The 20,718-nt window shown below is 37.1% G+C and carries 17 protein-coding genes; 9 read left to right on the forward strand and 8 right to left on the reverse strand.

Features of this window, described 5'->3' with window-relative positions; genetic code table 11:
* Position 1: 1 nt before the first annotated feature.
* The 4 genes from P3L44_RS13075 to cbpA all read right to left on the reverse strand — a co-directional run bounded on the left by P3L44_RS13075 (position 2) and on the right by cbpA (position 7,438).
* On the reverse strand, positions 2-2,317 hold the full coding sequence (locus P3L44_RS13075) for a DUF637 domain-containing protein (protein ID WP_272661474.1): 2,316 nt from the start codon (positions 2,315-2,317) through the stop codon (positions 2-4).
* Positions 2,314-5,652, reverse strand: coding sequence for a filamentous hemagglutinin N-terminal domain-containing protein (locus P3L44_RS13080; RefSeq protein ID WP_272661473.1), 3,339 nt, complete (start codon positions 5,650-5,652; stop codon positions 2,314-2,316). The genes P3L44_RS13075 and P3L44_RS13080 overlap by 4 nt, the downstream gene beginning before the upstream one ends.
* 554 nt (positions 5,653-6,206) lie before the next feature.
* Entirely contained in the window at positions 6,207-6,500 is a 294-nt protein-coding gene (locus P3L44_RS13085; protein WP_272661472.1) for a chaperone modulator CbpM, read from the reverse strand.
* Complete coding sequence (gene cbpA, locus P3L44_RS13090) at positions 6,500-7,438, reverse strand: curved DNA-binding protein (RefSeq protein WP_272661487.1); 939 nt, start codon at positions 7,436-7,438, stop codon at positions 6,500-6,502. The genes P3L44_RS13085 and cbpA overlap by 1 nt, the downstream gene beginning before the upstream one ends.
* Positions 7,439-7,647: 209 nt before the next feature.
* Between cbpA and P3L44_RS13095 the strand changes: the two genes are divergently transcribed.
* Positions 7,648-8,097, forward strand: a complete 450-nt coding sequence (locus tag P3L44_RS13095) for a GNAT family N-acetyltransferase (protein WP_140170695.1) — start codon at positions 7,648-7,650, stop codon at positions 8,095-8,097.
* Positions 8,098-8,435: 338 nt separating this feature from the next.
* Here P3L44_RS13095 and P3L44_RS13100 read toward each other — a convergent pair whose 3' ends face one another.
* Positions 8,436-9,149: an RNA polymerase sigma factor FliA gene (locus P3L44_RS13100; protein ID WP_140170696.1), complete on the reverse strand. Its 714-nt coding sequence runs from the start codon at positions 9,147-9,149 to the stop codon at positions 8,436-8,438.
* 618 nt (positions 9,150-9,767) lie between these two features.
* On the opposite strand from P3L44_RS13100, the gene P3L44_RS13105 reads away from it, so the two are divergent.
* Positions 9,768-10,946 carry an MFS transporter gene (locus P3L44_RS13105; RefSeq protein ID WP_272661471.1) on the forward strand — a complete coding sequence of 393 codons (1,179 nt, stop codon included), beginning with the start codon at positions 9,768-9,770 and terminating at the stop codon, positions 10,944-10,946.
* 184 nt (positions 10,947-11,130) lie between these two features.
* On the opposite strand, the gene P3L44_RS13110 is transcribed toward P3L44_RS13105, so the two are convergent.
* Entirely contained in the window at positions 11,131-12,300 is a 1,170-nt protein-coding gene (locus P3L44_RS13110) for a FliC/FljB family flagellin (RefSeq protein WP_140170698.1), read from the reverse strand.
* Positions 12,301-12,791: 491 nt separating this feature from the next.
* Here P3L44_RS13110 and fliD point away from each other — a divergent pair, with 491 nt between their 5' ends.
* From fliD to fliT, 3 genes are read left to right on the forward strand one after another with little or no spacing between them, the layout of a single operon-like run.
* Entirely contained in the window at positions 12,792-14,228 is a 1,437-nt protein-coding gene (gene fliD, locus P3L44_RS13115; RefSeq protein ID WP_272661470.1) for a flagellar filament capping protein FliD, read from the forward strand.
* A gap of 18 nt (positions 14,229-14,246) precedes the next feature.
* Positions 14,247-14,645, forward strand: coding sequence for a flagellar export chaperone FliS (gene fliS / locus P3L44_RS13120; protein ID WP_004909969.1), 399 nt, complete (start codon positions 14,247-14,249; stop codon positions 14,643-14,645).
* Positions 14,635-15,024 carry a flagellar protein FliT gene (fliT, locus tag P3L44_RS13125; protein ID WP_094961189.1) on the forward strand — a complete coding sequence of 130 codons (390 nt, stop codon included), beginning with the start codon at positions 14,635-14,637 and terminating at the stop codon, positions 15,022-15,024. Before fliS ends, fliT begins: the two co-directional genes overlap by 11 nt.
* Positions 15,025-15,077: 53 nt before the next feature.
* Here the strand turns inward: fliT and def are convergent, their stop codons facing one another.
* Positions 15,078-15,587: a peptide deformylase gene (gene def, locus P3L44_RS13130; RefSeq protein WP_272661469.1), complete on the reverse strand. Its 510-nt coding sequence runs from the start codon at positions 15,585-15,587 to the stop codon at positions 15,078-15,080.
* A 711-nt stretch (positions 15,588-16,298) separates the two neighbouring features.
* Here def and P3L44_RS13135 point away from each other — a divergent pair.
* Complete coding sequence (locus tag P3L44_RS13135) at positions 16,299-17,234, forward strand: YadA C-terminal domain-containing protein (protein ID WP_272661468.1); 936 nt, start codon at positions 16,299-16,301, stop codon at positions 17,232-17,234.
* A gap of 135 nt (positions 17,235-17,369) precedes the next feature.
* Here P3L44_RS13135 and P3L44_RS13140 read toward each other — a convergent pair whose 3' ends face one another.
* Entirely contained in the window at positions 17,370-17,870 is a 501-nt protein-coding gene (locus P3L44_RS13140) for a hypothetical protein (protein WP_136135513.1), read from the reverse strand.
* Between the two features lie 466 nt (positions 17,871-18,336).
* Here P3L44_RS13140 and P3L44_RS13145 point away from each other — a divergent pair, with 466 nt between their 5' ends.
* From P3L44_RS13145 to aes, 3 genes are all read left to right on the forward strand, one after another.
* Positions 18,337-18,804: a DUF1097 domain-containing protein gene (locus tag P3L44_RS13145; protein ID WP_140170700.1), complete on the forward strand. Its 468-nt coding sequence runs from the start codon at positions 18,337-18,339 to the stop codon at positions 18,802-18,804.
* A gap of 551 nt (positions 18,805-19,355) precedes the next feature.
* Positions 19,356-19,487, forward strand: coding sequence for an entericidin A/B family lipoprotein (locus P3L44_RS13150; protein WP_140170701.1), 132 nt, complete (start codon positions 19,356-19,358; stop codon positions 19,485-19,487).
* A gap of 219 nt (positions 19,488-19,706) precedes the next feature.
* Positions 19,707-20,672, forward strand: a complete 966-nt coding sequence (aes, locus tag P3L44_RS13155; protein ID WP_136135206.1) for an acetyl esterase — start codon at positions 19,707-19,709, stop codon at positions 20,670-20,672.
* Positions 20,673-20,718: the final 46 nt, after the last annotated feature.

Here is a 20,718-nt window from a genome sequence, read left to right on the forward strand (position 1 = left end):
CTTACTTAACAACCGTTATATTAAGTTTTATGTTTTTATCATTAGCGTAAATTATTGATTTATTAATTTCAATCCATTGTGCTGGAGTAGTTTTACACGGTATAGCTAACTCTATCGTTTTATTTTTTACACTTGACTTTTCAAGCTTAAATTTAATGCTGTTTATTCCTTTGAAATTAACCACATCATTTATATATCCGTTTATTTTTGAACTGATCTTAACTGGGTTTTGATATGTTTTAGCTCCCGTATCTAATGTTTTTACACTTATCGCTTCTTTATTTTTTGTAAAATAGTCAAATGTTTCCGTCCCCGCAGGTAACCTTTCACTATCCGCTAGTTTTCTAGATTTACCAATATAATCTTCAAATGGATAGCCTTGCTTGTAAACGCCTTCTCCAAAAGCCATATAGGTTTTTCTACCGTCCGGCTCAATTCTATATATTTCTTTGATATCTATAATAGGCCAAGATTTTTTACCATTCAATAGCGCATCAACATATCGGCCTGAATTCGCTGATATGCTAGCAGCACTTTTAACAGTAACAATATATCCTGCTACCTTAGTAAATAGTTGACCAGTTTCTAAACCCGCATTAAACGCACCATCAGCTCCAGCTTTCTGATATTCGATTTCAATTTTATTAATTCGATTTAGAATATCTTGTTTTTCACCCTCAGCTATATCACTGAACATTGTTTCACTTGTTAATAAAGCACGTATCCCATCCCATGTTTCTTCATAATTTATTGTTCCATTTACAACATCTTTTAATGTATCCCATAACTCTGCAGGAACTCCCGCAACGAAACCGGCAGCAAAAATACCATCCTGATGACTACTGGCTAATCCCCATTTGATATGGATCCCAGCACGCTTAAAAAGATTAGGCTCAGCAGCTAGCTCTTTTTCCATTAACTCACGTTGCTTGTGAGATAAATAGTTATAACGAAAAGTATTCTCAGCACTATTTGCTGCGCTATAAACCCCTCCGGGTTCGCCAGTAAATATCGCACCTGCAAATCCGCCAAAAGCTTTCGCCATTTGAGCTTTTTGTTCTGCTTTCTTTTTCCATTCATGCGCCTGAATTAAATTATCATCTAGAGCAATCGCTGCAAATTCCGCAGCGAGAGCACCAACAACAGCACCTTTTGTATTGTTACCTGAAAGCTCAGCAGCAAGCCCGCTCACAGCAGCGTGACTGAGCATTTTCCCTGATTGACCTAAAATTTGCCCATTATCGCCAATTAGCCTAGCACCCTCTGCATTCAGTTGATTAGCGACATTACCTAAAAATGCATTTTTTAAATTTTGAGTAAAACTGCCACCTTGAATTGATGTATTAATGCTTGAACTAACAACAGATTGTGCCGCAACACGTTGTGCCACATTACTCCAATCACCATCACTCAATAAAGGTAGCTTCGCTTCAGCCCCAGTTCCTGCTCCCCACTCCATATGAACATCTAAACCACTGAGTGCGCCGGAAACAGCCATCTGGGTAATAATCGATTTAACCGTTTCGCTCCGGCCTAATGCATTAAATGTTTTTGTTAAATCTCCTTTATTTTCAACCAATGCATTAGCTGTTTGAGCTGATAAAGCCATCACGCCACTATAAGCCGCTCCGGATATTGCACCTCCTGTCACACCACTAGATCCGGATGATGCCCAAGCTGCAAACTCGGTTGCCGTTCCGTGAGTCATTGCTGCAATTGAAATCATAATCAATGCTGACACTACAGGGTTTAAATGCTGACTTTCATAATCCCATTGCTCATAAGCATCTTTAACAATATCCCATTGGATATCTTTACGATCTTTTAAACTGGCTAGCCATTTAGTTTCATCCCTTTTCCCTAATTCATTAAGGACGCTTTCTAAATTTTGAGCATTTTTAGCTTTAACATCTGCACTCACACCATTCGCGGCACCAACAGTCAACGCACCACCAATATGTAATGAGGGTAATACCCATGAGTCCTCTTTATATCCCTTATCCCGGTGAGTAATATAAAAGCCAGTTGAATTAGAAATGACTTGCTCAAACTTACTATTTTTAACTGCTTTAAAATTCACCTTACCAGTCTGGCTAGTTATCTTTGCATTATGTCTGGTGTTGAGTTTTGTAGCTTCTAATGTGATATCGTCTTTGGCAAATAAGTTGATATCTTTATTTGCGACAAATTCAGAGACTTTATTCGTAGCAGATTGAAAGTTTTTTATTTCATGGGTCGAACCCCAGAAGCATGATTTTATACCTAAAAAACGATTGCAATATTTGCGCTCTTCCTCCCACTTAGTCGTTTCAATCATAGATTGTGCGTAAAGGATCCCCCCTTAGCTGCAATATCAATAAAGCCTTTCGCTGCAAGTTTTGTTGCTTGAAATAATGTACTACCATTTGACAATAAAGTGATATTTTTCCCGCTATGAATTTCTGATCTACGTTGTTCCCTTTTATCTGTATTATTTTTTCGACTTTCCTCTGTTAATGCTTCAAACTTGATATTGTTATCACTTGTAATTGTGATATTTTTACCTGCTTCTAACTTAGCGCCTCGACTAACAAAATCTCCAGCAGAACTTAAAACAATATCTTTACCACTCTCTATTGAAGTGACTAAATTTTTCCTTTCATAAAAATTCCTAGTTGGGAAGTCAGTCAAGGAATATGATGTAGAATCAAGAGTAAGTTGTTTGCCCTCTGATAGTGTGATGTTTCCCCCACTCGAAAGGTTAGCTGAAATAATCCCCATATCTTCACCACTCATCATAGTGAGATCTTTTTTAGCGGAAATGGGAGCAATTAGTTTCTGTATTTGTGAATGAGATAATACTCGCGTTAATTCATTCGCTTTTTCTGGTAAAAAATATGCATCTAGTGTGTCCGTAAGAACAGCATCATATTCACCAGACGAGAATCGAGGTCTAATTGAAAGCTCAGAGCCATTTATAAAATTAATGTTATTATTAGAATAAAAACCATAACCTGATGAAAATAAATTACCACCCGCTTGAAGCAATAAGTCTTTATTTGTTTGTATTTTCCCTCTATTGTTAAGAAAGTTATTAAAATTAGTTTTATATTTTTCACTATCCCATAACTCTTTAACTCGTATCTTAGGGGTATTTATATCGTTTTCCAAAAACAATATATTTTCACCTGCATTTACAGAGAAATTATTTAGAGGTTTTATCACTGAATCGAGGAAAATTACATTTCCTTTTGCTTGCACTAAGATATCATTTTTAACTGAAATATTTCCTTCATATGCTTTCCCATTTTTATTGTAATATCTTTCAGGCGTGTCATTTGAAATCAACACACTGCCTTGTAAAGATTTTATAAACGCATTATTTGCATTTACTTGACTATTTTTCCTTACTTCTATATTTTTATCAGCTGAAAGAATAAAATCATGCTTTGTATCTATTTCTGCATTTTCTAAATCAATATTTGTATTAGAAAATATGTATACATCCTGTTCGGATTTTAACCCATGATTAATTTTAACATTTCCCCCCTTGATAAAAACATTTTTAGCAGTAACAATATTAGGTACATCCTGAATGATTTCTTTATCTTTTGGTAGAACGATGAAAGGTTTATCATCATAATAATCAAGGTGAGAATAGCGATTAGATGGATATAGCTTACTTGCTTTTGAGTTGCCATAATCAGGTTTATTAATAATGCCTTTAACAAAGCCATTACCTAGTGATATTCTATCATTGGATGTATATCTAAAATCCACATCCTCTAAGAAATCACTCATAAAATTATTACCTGCGAAAATACTGGCAGGAGCATAAATAGGGTAGTCTATTTGGCGTAATGCAAAAGTCTCATCAGGTAGTCTATACCCAGTAATACTATAATCTATAAATTGATTGCTAATGGCAGGGCTATCTGTGAATGTTAATTCATTCCGCATGGCATTTGGTGTAAACCTATAATAACGCTCATGTTCGTTTTGAACTAATAAACTACTATTTATGAAGCTCCTCCCTGTCAATATCATATTTTCTTTTGATTTTATATTACTACCATAGTTTAATAATTCATTAGCGGATATATATAAGTTCTTACCAGCCAAGATATCACCTGTTTTACCAATGGTTTTATAGGCATATTTATAATTTCCTAGATTAATAACAGGTAGGGAAGAAATGGGAACTGTACCACCAAGCAATCTATTTAAAAACTCCAAGTTTCTTTTTGGGTCACTAATCCCAGAATTGACAAAATAACTATTTTGCCAGTCTCTAAAATCATAGGCGGGCACATCATAATTATGTGTCAGAAAATAAAGAACTCCATCATCTGTTATTCCTTCTTTTATCGGGTTTAAAATAATGGGATTTTTAAATTCCTTACCCACTGCATCATTGGAAAAAACAGATTTTTTATCATCACTACCTTGAGCGGTAAAATATAGTCCCTCTAAGCTTCGGTTATTTGCAACCTCTTTCGCTCTAACAACCAAGTCTCCCTTTTCTGTTTTAATCGTTGCGGACTTGTTTACGATAGATTGACTTAAATCTCCAATTGCATTTTTCTGTATCCACAAATTTTCTTTCGCTTGAACAAGTGCTTTTTCACCCGTATTTTTAATTGTATTAGAAAAAATACGCATGTCCTTACCTGCTATAATCTCGCCTTTATTGATTAAAGAATTTGTCGCAAGGGTAATATCATTTTCCGCATTTAATTTTGCATTTTTCTTAATATAGAGTTCTTTACCACTAACATTAATTTCATTTTTTGATTGAATATTACCATTTGTTGTAATTTTCCCATCAGCAGTTAGTATTAAGCTCCCTTGAGTGGTGTAAATGTTATTTAAATTGACTCCTATACCTGATGCTGTACTCGTTAATTTTATTTGGCCAGCATACATGCCTCCAAGTGCTTTTGTATCAATAGCAATAATAGGGCTTTGTATTTCGCCATTAATTGATGTTACAGTTCCTTTTTGGAAATCAATACGATTATTCCCATGCATCAATGAGACATTTTTCCCTTTAATTTGTCCATTAAGAACCATTGCTTGGCTAATAATATCCGTATAATTTGGGGTTTCGGCATTCATTCCTTTATTGCCAATGGTGATCGTCCCTTTTTTTACTTCAATAGCAGATAATTGACCGTCGCTACCAAGAAATGGTTTTCCTGTTGTTAGGGTGAGCGCGGGAACATTGATAAAGCTACATCCATTGCACGTTATTCCATTTGGGTTTGCTATAATCACATTCGCAGATTTTCCCGCCACTTCCAATTTTCCAAGTAACTGGGACTGACTATTTCCTACAACTTCATTAATAATCAGTTCTGCATTAATTTCTCTTAACCTATTGTTTCCATTTATGTCCCCTGCGAGTTGAGTTTTTACTGTATTCTTTGAATTATTTAATATAATACCTTTTTCAAGGATATTAAATTGTTGGTATTTATTATGCGAAATACCATTTTCATTTGGAGTAGCTATATTAACAATAGTGGTGCTGTTTTTTTGATAAACTGAAGAGTCATTCCCTGAAATTAAAACATTACTACCCCAAGATGGATTAATCGGAAATAATATAAATAAACACATCAGATAGTAGATAATAAAACGCTTCAAACGTGGTATTTTATGTTCAACCATAAACTTCTCCTACATAGATTATGAGTTAACTTGAATATTCCAATGTAATGACCAATTATTTACCTTTAATTTCGATGGATAATACAAGGGAGTGCTAGAATTCTTTGTGTTCTAACTTCATTAACTAAAACATATGATGAGTTTAATTCCATTTTTTAATACTATTTTCATTTCTTCCTTCTTTTTTAACGGCTGGTTTTATAATTCTTTTCTTTGATTTAATTCTGATATCAATCTTGGATTTTTATCTTGAGCATGGATATCCCTGAAAATTGATAGTGACGTCAAAAAAAAAATAAGCATATTTATTAAAAGTGAATATCAAGCTTATTATTTTCATAAAAATGATAATAGTATTTTTCATGTATATGTCCCTATATGACCTAGCATAAAAAATAACGATGATAAATATATCAAGCAAGCATCAAATTTATTATATGTTTTATAAAAATTAAAAACATGATTAGTTTAAAAAACAAATAGCAACTATAACCACCACAAACCTAATTTACTTATTAAGGCTTGTGGTGGTGAATAATTAAATTATTGGCTAACTAACCAATAAAACGTTTTAACTGTAAACGCAACATTTCATTTTCGCGTCGGAGTATTTCATTTTGATCCATTAGGCTCATCGCCATTGCGATGCCCGGCCAGTCAATTTCTAATTCATGGTAAAGACGCACGGCTCTTCTCATAATGACCACCGCTTGGTCATCAAACAACCACTCATTAGTCGTTTCAATGGGTTGAATTATCCCAAGGCCGACGATTTCCTGTAATTCATCTTCAGCAATGCCAGTATGAACGCAAAAATCAATAACAGTTAATGATGTGAACTGTTCCATTATTTTCCTCCCCAATTTTTACGCGGGTCAAAGTGCGTATGGCTCTCAGCCAACTTCTGCCATAGCGCATCCGACTCTGCATTACTGCTATTCGGCATCACGATTTTTATAATCGCATACAGATCCCCAGCTGTGCCTTTATGTTTCAGCCCTTTACCTTTAAGGCGTAATTTTTGGCCAGCTTGGCTATTAGCAGGAACGGTGATCACAATCGGGTCTTTTAATGTTGGAATGGTGACTTTAGTTCCGAGGGCTGCTTCCCATGGCGCAAGCGGCACGACCACTTCTAAATCATGGCCTTTGATATCAAATAATGGATGTGGTGCAATGCGGATGGTTATCCATAGATCGCCATTTTCACCGCCATTTTCCCCCGCTGTGCCTTGCCCTTTTAAGCGAATACGTTGCCCATCAATCACCCCTGCCGGGATAGTCACATTAAGTGTTTTGGGAACTTCATTTTCGATAAAACCAAAAGCGTTATAGACGGGTAAGTTATAGCTAATGGTACGTTTATGTGGTTCTTGGGTTTCTTCAAGGAAAACAGCCAGTTCAACTTCTAAGTCCTGCCCGCGGTGACTGCGTGCTTGCCTTGTGCTACCACGTGTACGTTGGGAAAACATCGATGAAAAAATGTCATCAAAACCACCCGCATCAAACCCTTGCTGAGAATATGTGTGGCTTTGTTGGCCTTGGTTAGCTTGGTTAAAATAGGGGTCATTTCTGTGCTCCCACATTTCATCGTATTCCGCGCGTTTTTCTTTGTCACTGAGTACCGCCCACGCCTCTGCAATTTCTTTAAATCGCGCTTCTGCATTTGGCTCTTTACTGACATCGGGGTGATATTTTCGCGCTAAACGGCGATACGCGGTCTTAATGGTTTTTAAATCATCGGTGCGCTTAACACCCATGATGCTGTAATAATCCTTTAGTTCCATAGTCATATCTCGTTCACTTATCTGTTGAATAGAATTCTTATGGTATTTACCCAATTGGGTTAAACATCACAACGACCTTGAATTTAACTTAGGACATTTACGCAGTAATTGGAATAGCTAGGCCATGATAAAATTCCACAAAAAACAGGAAATTTACGCTATTTCAGGCTAAACCTATAAGAGTGCCGTTTGATTAATAGGGGAACTCTATGGATGCTCTTGCCAATCGCCTGAACTATAAAGTCAATTTTGCTATCTCTATTGAGGATTTTATTCGATTAATTCGCCAGTCACCATTTAAAGAAATGGTGCCAACCGATAATCTTACTCAATTAGATGCAATGCTGAATAACGCGGATTTATTGGTTAGTGCATGGGATGACGAACAGGTGGTCGGTTTTGTCCGCACGGTGACGGATTTTAGTTCTTGCTGTTATATCTGCGAACTGGCCGTTGATATGCATTATCAAAAACACGGTATCGACCGCCAATTAATGCGCCTCGTCGCTGAAGAACTCCCCGCCGACTGCCAGATTTTATTTTTCTCCACCGACAGCAACCTCACCGAATACTTAAAACTGGGGTTCACCCAATCCCCAAGAGCATGGCACACCACGGCAGAGAATTTTTTGGTTAGATCGGCAGAGCTGGATGAATAATAGAAAGTAACATCGTTAAAAGCGTAGAAATATAGTAGAAAAAACAAATTTAAATGAGATTTAAAATACCCCTATGCGTATGCTCTAAATAATTCGTGCTACAGCTAGGCGGCAAGCTAGTTTAGCCCTAATAGCATACATCAGTATGAAAAACACTGGAAATATCTAAAAAACAGTTTCGATTTAGGTTTTATTAAAAATCCCTCGATGCTGATGCTCTAAATAATTCGTATTGTGGGTAGAAGACCAGAGAGGATATCTCGGGGAGCATACATAAGTATGTGACCCGAGTAGCCGAGCGCAGTCGACACCCCCACAATGCGAAGTATGACGAGCATCTATCTGAGGCGGCCGCGGAGACGCTTAATAGCCTGACTATGCAGCTGACTCACCCTTGACTCCCCCACCTCCAGCACCGCGCCAATCTCCTTCAGATTCAGCTCTTCTTGGTAATACAGTGTCAGCACCATTTTTTCGCGTTCTGGTAATTGATTAATCGCCGCCGCGATTTGGTCACGCAAGCTGGAATCTAGCAACAGACTCAACGGGTTACCGCCGTCATCTTCATCCATTTGCGGCTCACAGCTTTCCCCATGAACCTCATGCCATTCATCATAGGAAAACAGTTGGCTGTTATTGGTGTCTAGCAGCGCTTGGCGATACTCAGCAAGGTCAATATCCAGCGCTTTGGCGATTTCCGGCTCGGTGGCACTGCGCCCTAATGATTGCTCCAGCGCACCAATGGCTTTGGTCATTTCACGCGCTTGGCGGCGTACACTACGCGGCACCCAGTCACGGCTGCGCAATTCATCTAGCATTGAGCCACGAATACGCTGCACCGCATAGGTAGCGAACGATGCCCCTTGAGTCACATCGAAACGTTCCAATGCATGCAGTAAGCCTATGCCCCCCGCTTGAATTAAGTCGTCAATGTCAACACTAGCGGGTAGTCTAACTTGCAGTTTTAGGGCTTCATGGCGTATTAGAGGGTAATAACGCTCCCATAGGCTATTTTTATTAATCACACCTTCGGCAGTATACAAATCACTCACAACCTGAATCACCCTTCAAGCTCTATAAAAGTTATTCATTATCTGTGTTGGTTTTGAATTCAATCCGTAGAGTAAGGCACTAAATATGGCTTTATTTGCCTTATCCTAAATAGGTAAAATTTGAATGATTGCAATGTTAACGATTGTTTTAACACAATTTTTAGGGAATTTTACTGGTAATACAAGAGGGAGTGGTTGTTTTATTGAGAAGTGATTTTGTCATTAAATTGCAGATTTGGACTTTAGACTTTGTTATTGACTAAATTAGCCTTCTTAAAGCAAGTAAAGTTATCGGTAAGCAGCAAGCTAGCTTAACACTAAGCATGAGAACCAAAGTAAACATAGCACTAGATATGGAAAATAATGACAAAGAAAATAATCAGATTAATGGATTATATATAAATAATATCATTATTAAATACAATTAATATTAATTAAAAATTAAGTTAATTCGGACTAACAAGGTAAACAACTTATTATTTGACAGATTTAACTTATATAATGTATTTTTACATTCACTAATGTAATAGCATATTAGTTTAATTAAAAAGTAAAATAACATATAGATATTTTGAGGTTATTATCTTTTAATTTAAACTTAAATAATTAAGAAGAAAAATGATATACAAAATATATTTCTTTTATTTTTTCTATCTTTTCCCAATGTGGATATCCAAAACATTGCAGCCTATCTACTGGGAACAGCAGGCGCAATTAACGTTATTTTCAATTTCGTACGTAATGATGGCAATTGCGGGGGCCTGCTCACTACTTTATGCCAAAGGACTGTCCCAAATTGGCACTAAGCATGGGTTAATGGTGGGCTTTTTTCTATATGGAGGCGGCCTTGTTCTTAGAGCCTATCCCACAGGCATGGCTATCGCTGTCACGTCAGGTTTGATGGCAGGGATGGGTGCGAATATTATCGCTATTGCACTTAAATCACTGATTTTTAATATTGATAAACAGGAACAAAATAAAGTCCTGCTACACACCGATAATTTAAGCACAATTGCACAAAGCCTTGGGGCTTTTATTGCAGGAGGGCTAGTGACGATTTTATCAATTATCGATCAAACTCCATATCGTTCCGCCTTATTGATTAGCGGGGTCATGGTATTAATCGCCATTGTAGCCATTCCTTCATTAAAAATACCAAAAACTGAGAAACCATTAGTAAAAAAAGGCTCCCAAAAAGGCTCTTCATTTTTTCATTTTCTCAATAAAGCAGATTTAGTTTTATTTATTGCATTTATTCTCAGTGGCACCAGTTGGGCGTTGATCTTACCCATTATCCCAGTGTATTTAAAAAACATGCATTTTTCAGATGCGAATGTTGGCCTTGTGATGTCATTAGGCATTATTTCTGGGCTAGTACTCAAAAACCTTTTTATGTTTATTTTTTCTGACAAAGATAAACCTATCTCATTACTTGTTTTTTCTGTTTTATGCATGCTGATGCTCTATGGCATGTTCTGGTCAATAAAATATGGTTCTCCGGTTATTTTCGCCATCTCGATTATTACCATGTATATGTTTAGAACAGTTTGCTCACTATTAATCAATTTGGTTGAGATGGAGATCGCCCGCAAAGGGAATGCCGAACATATTTTTGGTTTAATACAAACCGCATTTTTGACAGGGGATATCTTTGGCGGAATTTCCCTACCCTATGTTTATGAGTCTGGTTTTCTGGTTAACACCCCTCTGGTTATTATTATTTTTATTCTGTTATCAAATATATTAATTTACAGCTGTGCCAAAACCAGCGCTAAAAGCCATACAGAACTTGTCTGAAAATGCTTAAGCGAGCCCTAAATAATTCGTGGTGCGGCTAGGCGACGAAGGAGATTATCCCGATGAGCGTACATAGGTACGTGATTCGGGTGAGCGACTGAAGTCAACAACGCTGCGGCGCGAAGTATGACGGGCAAAGAAAAGGCCAGCATTGCTGGCCTTTAATCAGGAATACAAGTCTAAATTAACGTAACAGACTTAAAACACCTTGTGGAACTTGGTTAGCTTGTGCTAACACAGCAGTACCTGCTTGTTGCAGGATCTGACCACGGCTCATGTTAGAAACTTCTGTTGCGAAATCAGCGTCTTGAATACGGCTACGTGCTGCGCTCAGGTTGTTAACAGAGTTGTTCAGGTTATTGATAGTAGACTGCATACGGTTTTGGATAGCACCTAAATCTGAACGTAAGCTATCAACAGTTGCTAATGCTTTGTCTAAAGTACCCAGAGGGCCTTTAGCATCCAGTGCTTCTTGCTCAGCTTCAGTTAAAGTGGTAGCTGCGGCAAATGTTAATTCTGGTTCAACTTCATCACCAGCACCAGCACTAGTTTCTTTCTTCCCAGCAGTTACTGTAGGTGCAGCCATTTTAGCTGTGACTTCTTCACCTGCTGCATTTTTACCAACAATAAACATTTGTGCGGTATTATCTGTGCCATCGGCGTTGGTTGCATAATATACTTTAGCACCAGTAAGTTTAGCACCGTCAACCTTAATATCATCAAAACCTTTCTTAGCCGCTGCTGTTGCAGATACATTATCATCAAGGTCACCTTGTAACTTCTTAACATAACTATCAGCAGTGACTTCTGAACCGAATTTGCTTGAGCTTGCATCAAAACCAGTCAAACCTAACTCTTTGCTATCAATTTTTTTCAAGTTGATAGCGATAGTTTCTGAATCGTTAGTACCAACCTGAATCTTCATTGAAGTATCTTGGCTTAATACTTTCACGCCGTTAAACTGAGTTTGTTCAGAAATACGGTTGATCTCGTCCATACGAGCCTTAACTTCTTTATTGATAGACTCGATGTCGCTCTTAGAGTTAGTACCGTTTTGTGCTTGAACAGTCAGTTCACGAACGCGTTGTAAGTTATCGTTGATTTCGTTAACTGCGCCTTCAGCAGTTTGTGCGATAGAGATACCGTCGTTCGCGTTACGTGCTGCTTGGGTTAAACCTTTCACGTTTGCAGTGAAACGGTTAGCAATCGCTTGGCCTGCCGCATCGTCTTTTGCGCTGTTGATACGTGAACCAGAAGATAAACGCTCAATCGCAGTACCCAGTACGCCTTGTGAACGGTTTAAATTGTTCTGAGTGGTCAGAGACAGAATGTTAGTATTGATAACTTGTGCCATGATGTGATCCTTATTATTCAAATTAATGCGTTAAGCCAAAATGCTTAACTTGATGAATTTCGTCAGCAACTAGGTTATCGGCTACAAAAAAGTCCCCTTTAGTCTTTTTCGTGAAAATTTTTATCTGTCAGGTTGGAAATGGCTTTACAGCCCGCTTTTAATGCCATTAATTTTTAACACTTTCATTTATTTTTATTAATTTTCTTATTATTTAATTTCAATAAGGATAATTACCTACTTTTCTCTTGTTAGCTCTCACCATTACTCTTTTTCAGAATAGTCTAAAATTTTGCTCCGTTTTGCCGATAAGACTCTAAATAGATTTTATTTCAGAGTTAATGACACAGGCATAGACTCTAAATCATTCGGGTTGCAGGTAGGCGACAAGTGAAGATAGACCGATGAGCATACACAAGTATGTGATTCGGCTAGCTGAACGAAGTCAACACCCCTGCAGCTTGAAGGATGACGAGAATAGCGTAGGAGAAAACATGGCAGGCATATCCACACTCGGTATCGGGGCAAACTTAGATTTAAACGTGCAAATGGACCAATTAGAAGCGATAGAACGCCGTCGTTTAGAGCCATTAACCACCCAAAAAGCCAGTTATGATGCCCAAATTAGCGCCTTTGGTAAAATGCAGTCGTCCTTAGAAAAACTGAAAAAAGCCGCTGAAGATTTAAAAAAATATGGCGATATCAGCACCACCAAAGTGAATGGCGAATATAAAGCCTTTGACGTGAAAACCGATGGTAAAGCCGTTGCAGGTGTACATGATGTGTTAGTTACACGGTTGGCAAAAGCGCAAACTATTGCCACTCAAGGGCAAACTGATAATAAAAAATTATTAGGCAGTGATGCCAGTGAACGCACCATTACCATCACTCAACCTTCACAAAAAGAAGCTAAAGACAAAATCGTTATCAAACTTGATAAAGAGAGTACCTCTTTAATCGAGATTGCAGATGCAATTAATAAAACTGATAAAGGTGTCACTGCCTCCGTCATTAAAGATAAAAATAACGAATATCACCTCGTCGTGACGTCCAAAAAAGAAGGTACAGAAAACCGTATTAGCATTAAAGTCGACGGTTATGATGAACTTGCTAAAATACTCAATGTTGAGTCGGTGATGGATGATAAAGGTGTCGTTACCTTAAATACTGATAAAGACAGTGGTATGGTGCAAAAAGTTGCCCCACAAACGGCTTTACTGGAAATTGACGGTTTTGAGTTGGAATCACAAACCAATGAAGCCAAAGATCTCTTCCCTGGTTTAACCCTCACACTGAAAAAAGAAAGCGAAAATAATAAAGCTGACCATTTAATCGTTTCTGAAGATATCGAGCCCGCTAAAGTTAAAATTAAAGCGTGGGTGGATGCCTATAATGAATTTCAAACTCTTGCTAGTGAACTCACCAAATATACCCCAACAGAAAAAGGGACTGCACCAGATAAAAGCAATGGCCCACTGATTGGTGATTCAACCTTACGGGGTATTCAAAGCACGCTGCGCTCCCAAGTGCGTACCGCACAAGATAGCGGAGAGATGAATTTACTCAATAAAATGGGTATCAAGCAAAAACTGGACGGTACCTTAGAGATTGATAATAAAGTGCTGGATAAAGCGCTAAAAGAAAATCCAACCAGCGTTAAAGTATTTTTTGCGGGTGACGGTGAAAAAACAGGCTTTGGTACGCAAAATTTTAACTTTTTAAAAGACACCTTAGACAGTAAAGAAGGCACCCTGCACAACGCCACCGATGGTATCCAAAAGAAAAAGAAAAGCTTAGACAAACGTATTGAGCAGACCAATAAACAGATCGAAAACACCATGGATTTACACCGCCGTCAGTTCCAAAACTTGGACAAAATGATGACGTCACTGAACAGCACCAGTAATTCATTAGGCCGATTATTAGGCTAATACTTTTAGGTTAAAAACATGTATCAACGACACGCACAGCAAGCCTATCAGCAGGTCGACTTGGAGAGTGAAATCACCAACGCGACCCCATACCAACTGATCCAAATCCTGTTTAAAGGGGCGCTAAGTGCCCTAAAACGCGGGGAAATTTTTATGCAACAGGGTAAGGTGGCGGAAAAAGGTAAAGAAATCTCAAAAGCTATCGACATCATTGACACTGGGTTAAAGCAGTCGTTAAATTATGAAGCTGGCGGCGAACTTGCAGAAAACTTGGCAAGTTTGTATGAGTACATGACAATGCAGTTACTTCGCGCCAACCTCGAAAACAACGTGGCTTATGTCCAAGAAGTTTACCAGTTACTCTCCGATATCGCCTCTGCGTGGCAACAAATCGGTGCAAATGTGGATGAAAGATAATCAGGTGGACAATAAAAATCCTATCGATTTACAAGAAATATACCGTAATGTCTTAGTATTAAGTGAAAATTTAGTTGCCTTAGCGCAATCCGGGGAATGGGAGACGTTAGTCTCCCGAGAGACAGAATATGTCCTTGCGGTGGAAAACCTCACCAAGTTAACGCAAGCGTTCGAAAAACAGCAGCCAATAACTGAAGAGTTTATTCAGTTATTGCATAAAATTATTGAAAATGAACGCGTTACTAAAGAATATTTACAACAGCATTTAAACTTTTTAAGCAAAGAAATTAAGCAATTAGACCAAAAACGGGTACTCAATAATAGCTATGGCCAATTTGATGAGCCAGACACCCCGTTAGTCGTTCGCCCCATGGAATGAATTTAAGTGTCAGGCCAACAAGCCTGACACCCTCTTCCCTTCGGGATTACAGCCTATTGTTGCTGCTTTAGACGTTGCTGCTTTTTCAGTTTTTTCAACAGCATATTGCGTTTTAACGGTGACAAGTGGTCAAGAAACACTTTACCGTGTAAGTGGTCAATTTCATGTTGCATGACAATTGCTAAAAACTCGTCACTATCCACTTCAAACGCTTTACCGTGCCTATCGTACGCTTTCACTTTAACGCGCAGGAAACGGTCTACATCCGCATAGATTTCCGGCACAGACAAGCACCCTTCTTGATAACTGGTTTCCCCTTCACTTTCGACGATTTCAGGGTTAATAAATACCATCGGTTCATCACGGTTTTCTGAAATATCAATCACCATAATGGATTTAGTTTCCGCAATTTGCGTGGCAGCGAGACCAATGCCGTTATCGGTGCTGTACATGGTATCTAACAAATCGTCGATTAAGGTTTGTACTGCAGCGAAATCTGTCACTGGGCTGCATTTAATACGCAGTCGTTCATCTGGAATTTCAATAATTTCTCTTACTGCCATAATTTAAACCCTATAAATTCGATTGCTTTTATTCAAATATCAATAATTCAAAATACTTTAAACTACAGTGATGACATGCAATAACCACGGTTTTAACGGCGTTAACTGCCGTCACTGCCCTGCCAGTGAAGTATGGCAAACAGACAAAATATTATCGTCTTTCTATTTCATCAACAACATGCAAAAAATGGCATTGTTAATCAGAAAGAAAATTTCACTTTAAACATCAATAAATTATCACTAAGCTGTTTAGTTTAAACCTTTATGCCACACAAGGTACATAAAATTTCACAGAAAAATAACACGTTATTTTAAAAAAAACATCTAAAATAGAAAAATGGTGCTCCTTTGTAGGTTTCCAACTGTTTCTGTTTTATCGGCTAGTCACAGTTATTTTCCTATGGATATTTAATTTTATGTTTTTTCATCATAAAAATACAGTTGGGCCACATTCAAATTATGTTCAAATTAATATACAACAAATAATAAGCAGAGTATCTTATAATTTAATTAATTTAAAAATTCAGATATATTTATAATAAAAATTTCACCGTCTTTATTCCAATCAAACACGAATATCCCGAATAATTATAATTTAAAAAATCGATTTTACCCGCCAGAAAAATGACCCTATTATAAATAAGTTGAGAAAAACAAATCCCCTCTTCATTCTTCTTTAGATAATATTTCAAATAATACGGAAATTAACACATGGAAAAGAAAACATTAGCTCGTTATTTAGCTGTTATATTACTCAGCGGTTTGTCTTTCACTGCAGTAGCCAACACTACACATTCAAATCCCGCACCAATATTAAGTGATATCAATGCACAAAGGATTAATAATAATACTAAAGGTGTTAATAATAACACTATAAGAATCATTCATATCAATGAAAAAATCGATGAGATAGATAGCGAAATTAACCAGATGAACTCAAATTTCAGTAGTGATATTGATAAATTAAATATAAGGCATCTTAATCTTAAATTAGAAACTAGGGATATACGAAATGAGTTAGTGGAGTTACAAAGTACCGTAGACAGCTCTATACTCACTTCTTACAACATAAACGCCGAAAAAATACAAAACAACACTGATTTAATTAATGACCAAATCACATCAATACAAAAAGATAATGAAACAGAACACCATGCACTTGACTCAAAATTAAAAGAAGTCGAATTATATGTACAGGATGCATTAATTGGTGTAAATGCGGTGGACCAAGTCACCGAACAATTAAATACCAATATTCAGAATCTTGATAAAAAAGTTATTGGAAACACCTCGTCAATAAAAACCCTAAAAAGTGACGCGGCCAAAACGCAAAAAGGAAACGAAGTTAAATTCACAAAGTTAGAAAATAAATTTGACCATGAGGTCAGCCAGCTTGATAGCAAAATAGATAAACGTGCCCAAGAAGCCAATGCGGGTATTGCCTCCGTTGCTGCAATGAGCAATATCCCTTATGCAATAAATACCCGCTTTAGTGCCGGGGTTGGCGTAGGTAATTACAAAAATGGTTCTGCGATCGCTGCTGGAGCTCAATATCAATTAAAAGAAAATATTAACTTACGCAGTTCTGTTTCTTGGAACAATTCTGATGCTGCCGTTATCGGAGCGGGTGTCGCCTTCGGTTGGTAACTCTCTAACTCCTATTTTTCATATAACCTTTATAAATTATTTATAAGCATTAACCAATAGTACCAATGATACATTGGTACTATTTTTAATCGACCTAATCGGCCAATATCTAAATTAACTAGCTCTGAGTTGTAATTAATCTTGGTGATAAGTCACAATCGCAATTGGTGTTGGGTTAATGGTAACCCAAAGATTAGACATACCAACATGAGTTGGCGATGACTCACTTACTTTATTACAACTGGTTTCAGATTGGCATTTCGAGAGAAACCCACTGGCAACTTGCGGACTAAGCCCTTGCTTTGTCAAATAACCCATTTCATTTTCTAACTTTTGTTGGAAGTCTGTAAAATCTGGTTTTGGCGAGGTATAATCTTCAACCCCAACAAGTGTAGTGGCAACTTGAATGAGTCCGCCATCATCAAAAGTGAGTTGATTTTCATAGCTCCAATCATTAAAAGGTTTTTGCTGCCCAAAAGTACAAACTGTTTTACTGCCATTTGCTTGGCATTTCCCCGCCTTAATAAAACTGATGCTATCCATACTTTGCCCCCAGTTTAAGCCAAATGGTGCGGTCGATGTGGTATCACACCCTACTAATAGCAACGCAGCAACCCCAGCTATCATCCATTTCATACTCTCACCTCACTAATCAATTTATCTCATGCTACAGGGTGAGGAGGCTAAATTGAAGTAAAAAAGTCATCAGCTATTAACTCAATCAACATTAATATTTATATTTTAAGCTATTTATTTAACACTAAATTTACATACAATTAATTATTATCAAAAAGATAAAGTTAATACAGATAAACCATCGTATACAGATTGCCAGATTTACTTTGGGTCTATACAATGCTCTGCTTTACACGATCCCAGTACCACTGCAATACAGATAACTATCATATTATTAGTCAGTTACCCCTCTAGCAATACTTGAAACTCTCTAGATGGTTCTTGAATAACAAGATAGCTGAATCGTTACAACTTAGCTTTATAATTAATTGCTTTTGTAACGAGTGGATTTTGTAACTAACTGGTGGACTAACAGGCATTCACCAATCTCATTGTTAACAAATAACCATAACGTAAAGTACAAATTGTGAAATTATTATTCTCTCTTTCTTTAACAACCGCCATTCTCTCTGGTATATGGGCTTGGGTTGCAGATAGCTTAGGGTTAATCGGTTGGGCCGGATTTTTAGGCTGTACCGCATATTTTGCTTACCCCAAAGATGGGCTTAAAGGACTAGGTATTACTGCACTAACCGTCAGTAGCGGCGTGGTTTGGGGGTTGGTGATCCTGCATAGCGGTGACTACCTGCAACACTTACCTCATTTTGTTGGGTACTTCCTGACGGGTATTGTTGCCTTTTTGATGTGTATGCAAGCCAAAAAGCAGTGGCTTTCTTATATACCGGGCACTTTTGTCGGCACCTGTACTATTTTTGCGACTGAAGGTGCTTGGTTGGTAACGATGCAATCACTACTCATCGGTGTGCTATTTGGTTTTGCAATGAAAAAAAGTGGACTTTGGTTATTTGAAAAGTACTTATCGGATAAAAACTAAAAAAAACCGCCAATATGGCGGTTTAAATAAATCAATGAAACTAAGGGAATTTCAAACAGATTCGATATTACATTAAAATTGTCTAACAGCAATATATAACATTTTGATTTAACTAGTAATTAATCAAACATTAAACTAAGTACCCTTACTTATACCCACAAATATAATAATGATAAGTTTGTTAATAAAATGATAAAATTCGGACTTGAAATTCCAATTTAGATTAATAAAGCTTATACAACTGGTCAAACATCAGTCGAATTAATTCTTTTTAATATAATCATATAGTGAAATTCAGATTTTTCTGCATCCTTATATTATCAATAAAAAGGTAAAACCTTTTCTAAGCACCAATATGTTTTTCTTTTATTAATTTATAACTTAGAATATTACACCAATAAAAAGTGAAATAAAAGCGTAATAAACCAATTAAATTTATATGGCTAGAACGTAAAATCAGAATCATTTGAAAAACGCACTTTCATTCCTCTGCTATACTTGAATAAGAATATCTTAAGACCTATAACTGAATGTAACGAAAGGAAGAAGATATGATTAAAAAAATTTGCTTTTTAGCCTGTTCATTAGCTGTCGTATTCTCTTTAGGCGCATGCAACACCACCAAAGGTGTTGGTGAAGATATAGAAGCAGGTGGCGAAGCCATACAAAGAGCTGCTAAATGATGGCTAACAACCATCATCCTTAAATATTAGCTACCTCGACTAGAACTGACATATATACCAAACGGTGACAGTTTCGCCGTTTGGTATATAAATTAAAGAGCCTATAAATTCCTAAACCTTACTCTATTGAAATACAGAACATTTTAATATTGGCTAACAGGATCACAATTTAATTATGCCTCTCTTTTACAATGGAAGCCATCCAGCTAGGAGAGCATAATGAACCCGAAAAATAAAATTAATGTGTTAGACCACATTTCACCTGAAATGCAATCTGTAATGCAATTTTATGCAGAAAACCCATCCCCTTCCCCTATTGACACCAGCTATTACGGAATGCGACAAGCGTATATTGAAGATAGAAAATATTGGAATGCAGAAGCGCCAATGATGCACAATATTTACGATATTCAAGTACCAACTCAATATGGCAATATTTTGACTCGTCTATTTCACCCCCTGAAGTCACCACCAGCAACTTTATTTTATATTCACGGAGGCGGGTTTATTTTAGGTAATTTACAAACTCATGACCGCATAATGCGATTACTAGCCTGTTATTCAGGCTGTACCGTTATTGGAATAGATTATTCGTTATCCCCTGAAGCTCGCTACCCCCAAGCCATTGAAGAAATATCCACCGTTTACCAGTATTATCAACAAAATGCCGCAGAGCATAATATCAATATGCAACAAACTGGCTTTGCAGGTGACTCAGCTGGCGCAATGTTATCTCTTGCTTCTATACTTTGGTTGCGTGATAACACTATAGAAAGTGCCAATATTAAATCCGTTTTATTGTGGTATGGGCTTTATGGCTTACAGGATTCAATCAGTCGGCGGCTATATGGTGGGGAATGGGATGGGTTACAAAAAGAAGACTTAGAAAATTATGATAATGCCTATCTCGGGGAAAATGGTGATAGAGAAGCCCCTTATTACTGCTTATTCAATAATGACTTAACCTATGATATTCCACCTTGCTTTATTGCTAGTGCAGAATTTGACCCTCTATTAGATGATAACTTGGCTTTATTCCGAACACTCGACGCTAACAATATACCTTGTGAATATAAAATGTACCCAGGAACTTTGCATGCTTTCTTACATTACTCTCGCATGATGCCAATATCAGATGAAGCAATTCGTGATGGTGCGAATTATTTTATCAAACAACTTTTATAATATTAACTCTATATTTATTGAAGATAACAGACGATAAAACGAAAAA

This window comes from Providencia sp. PROV175, from assembly GCF_032707045.1.
Lineage (GTDB): Bacteria > Pseudomonadota > Gammaproteobacteria > Enterobacterales > Enterobacteriaceae > Providencia > Providencia hangzhouensis.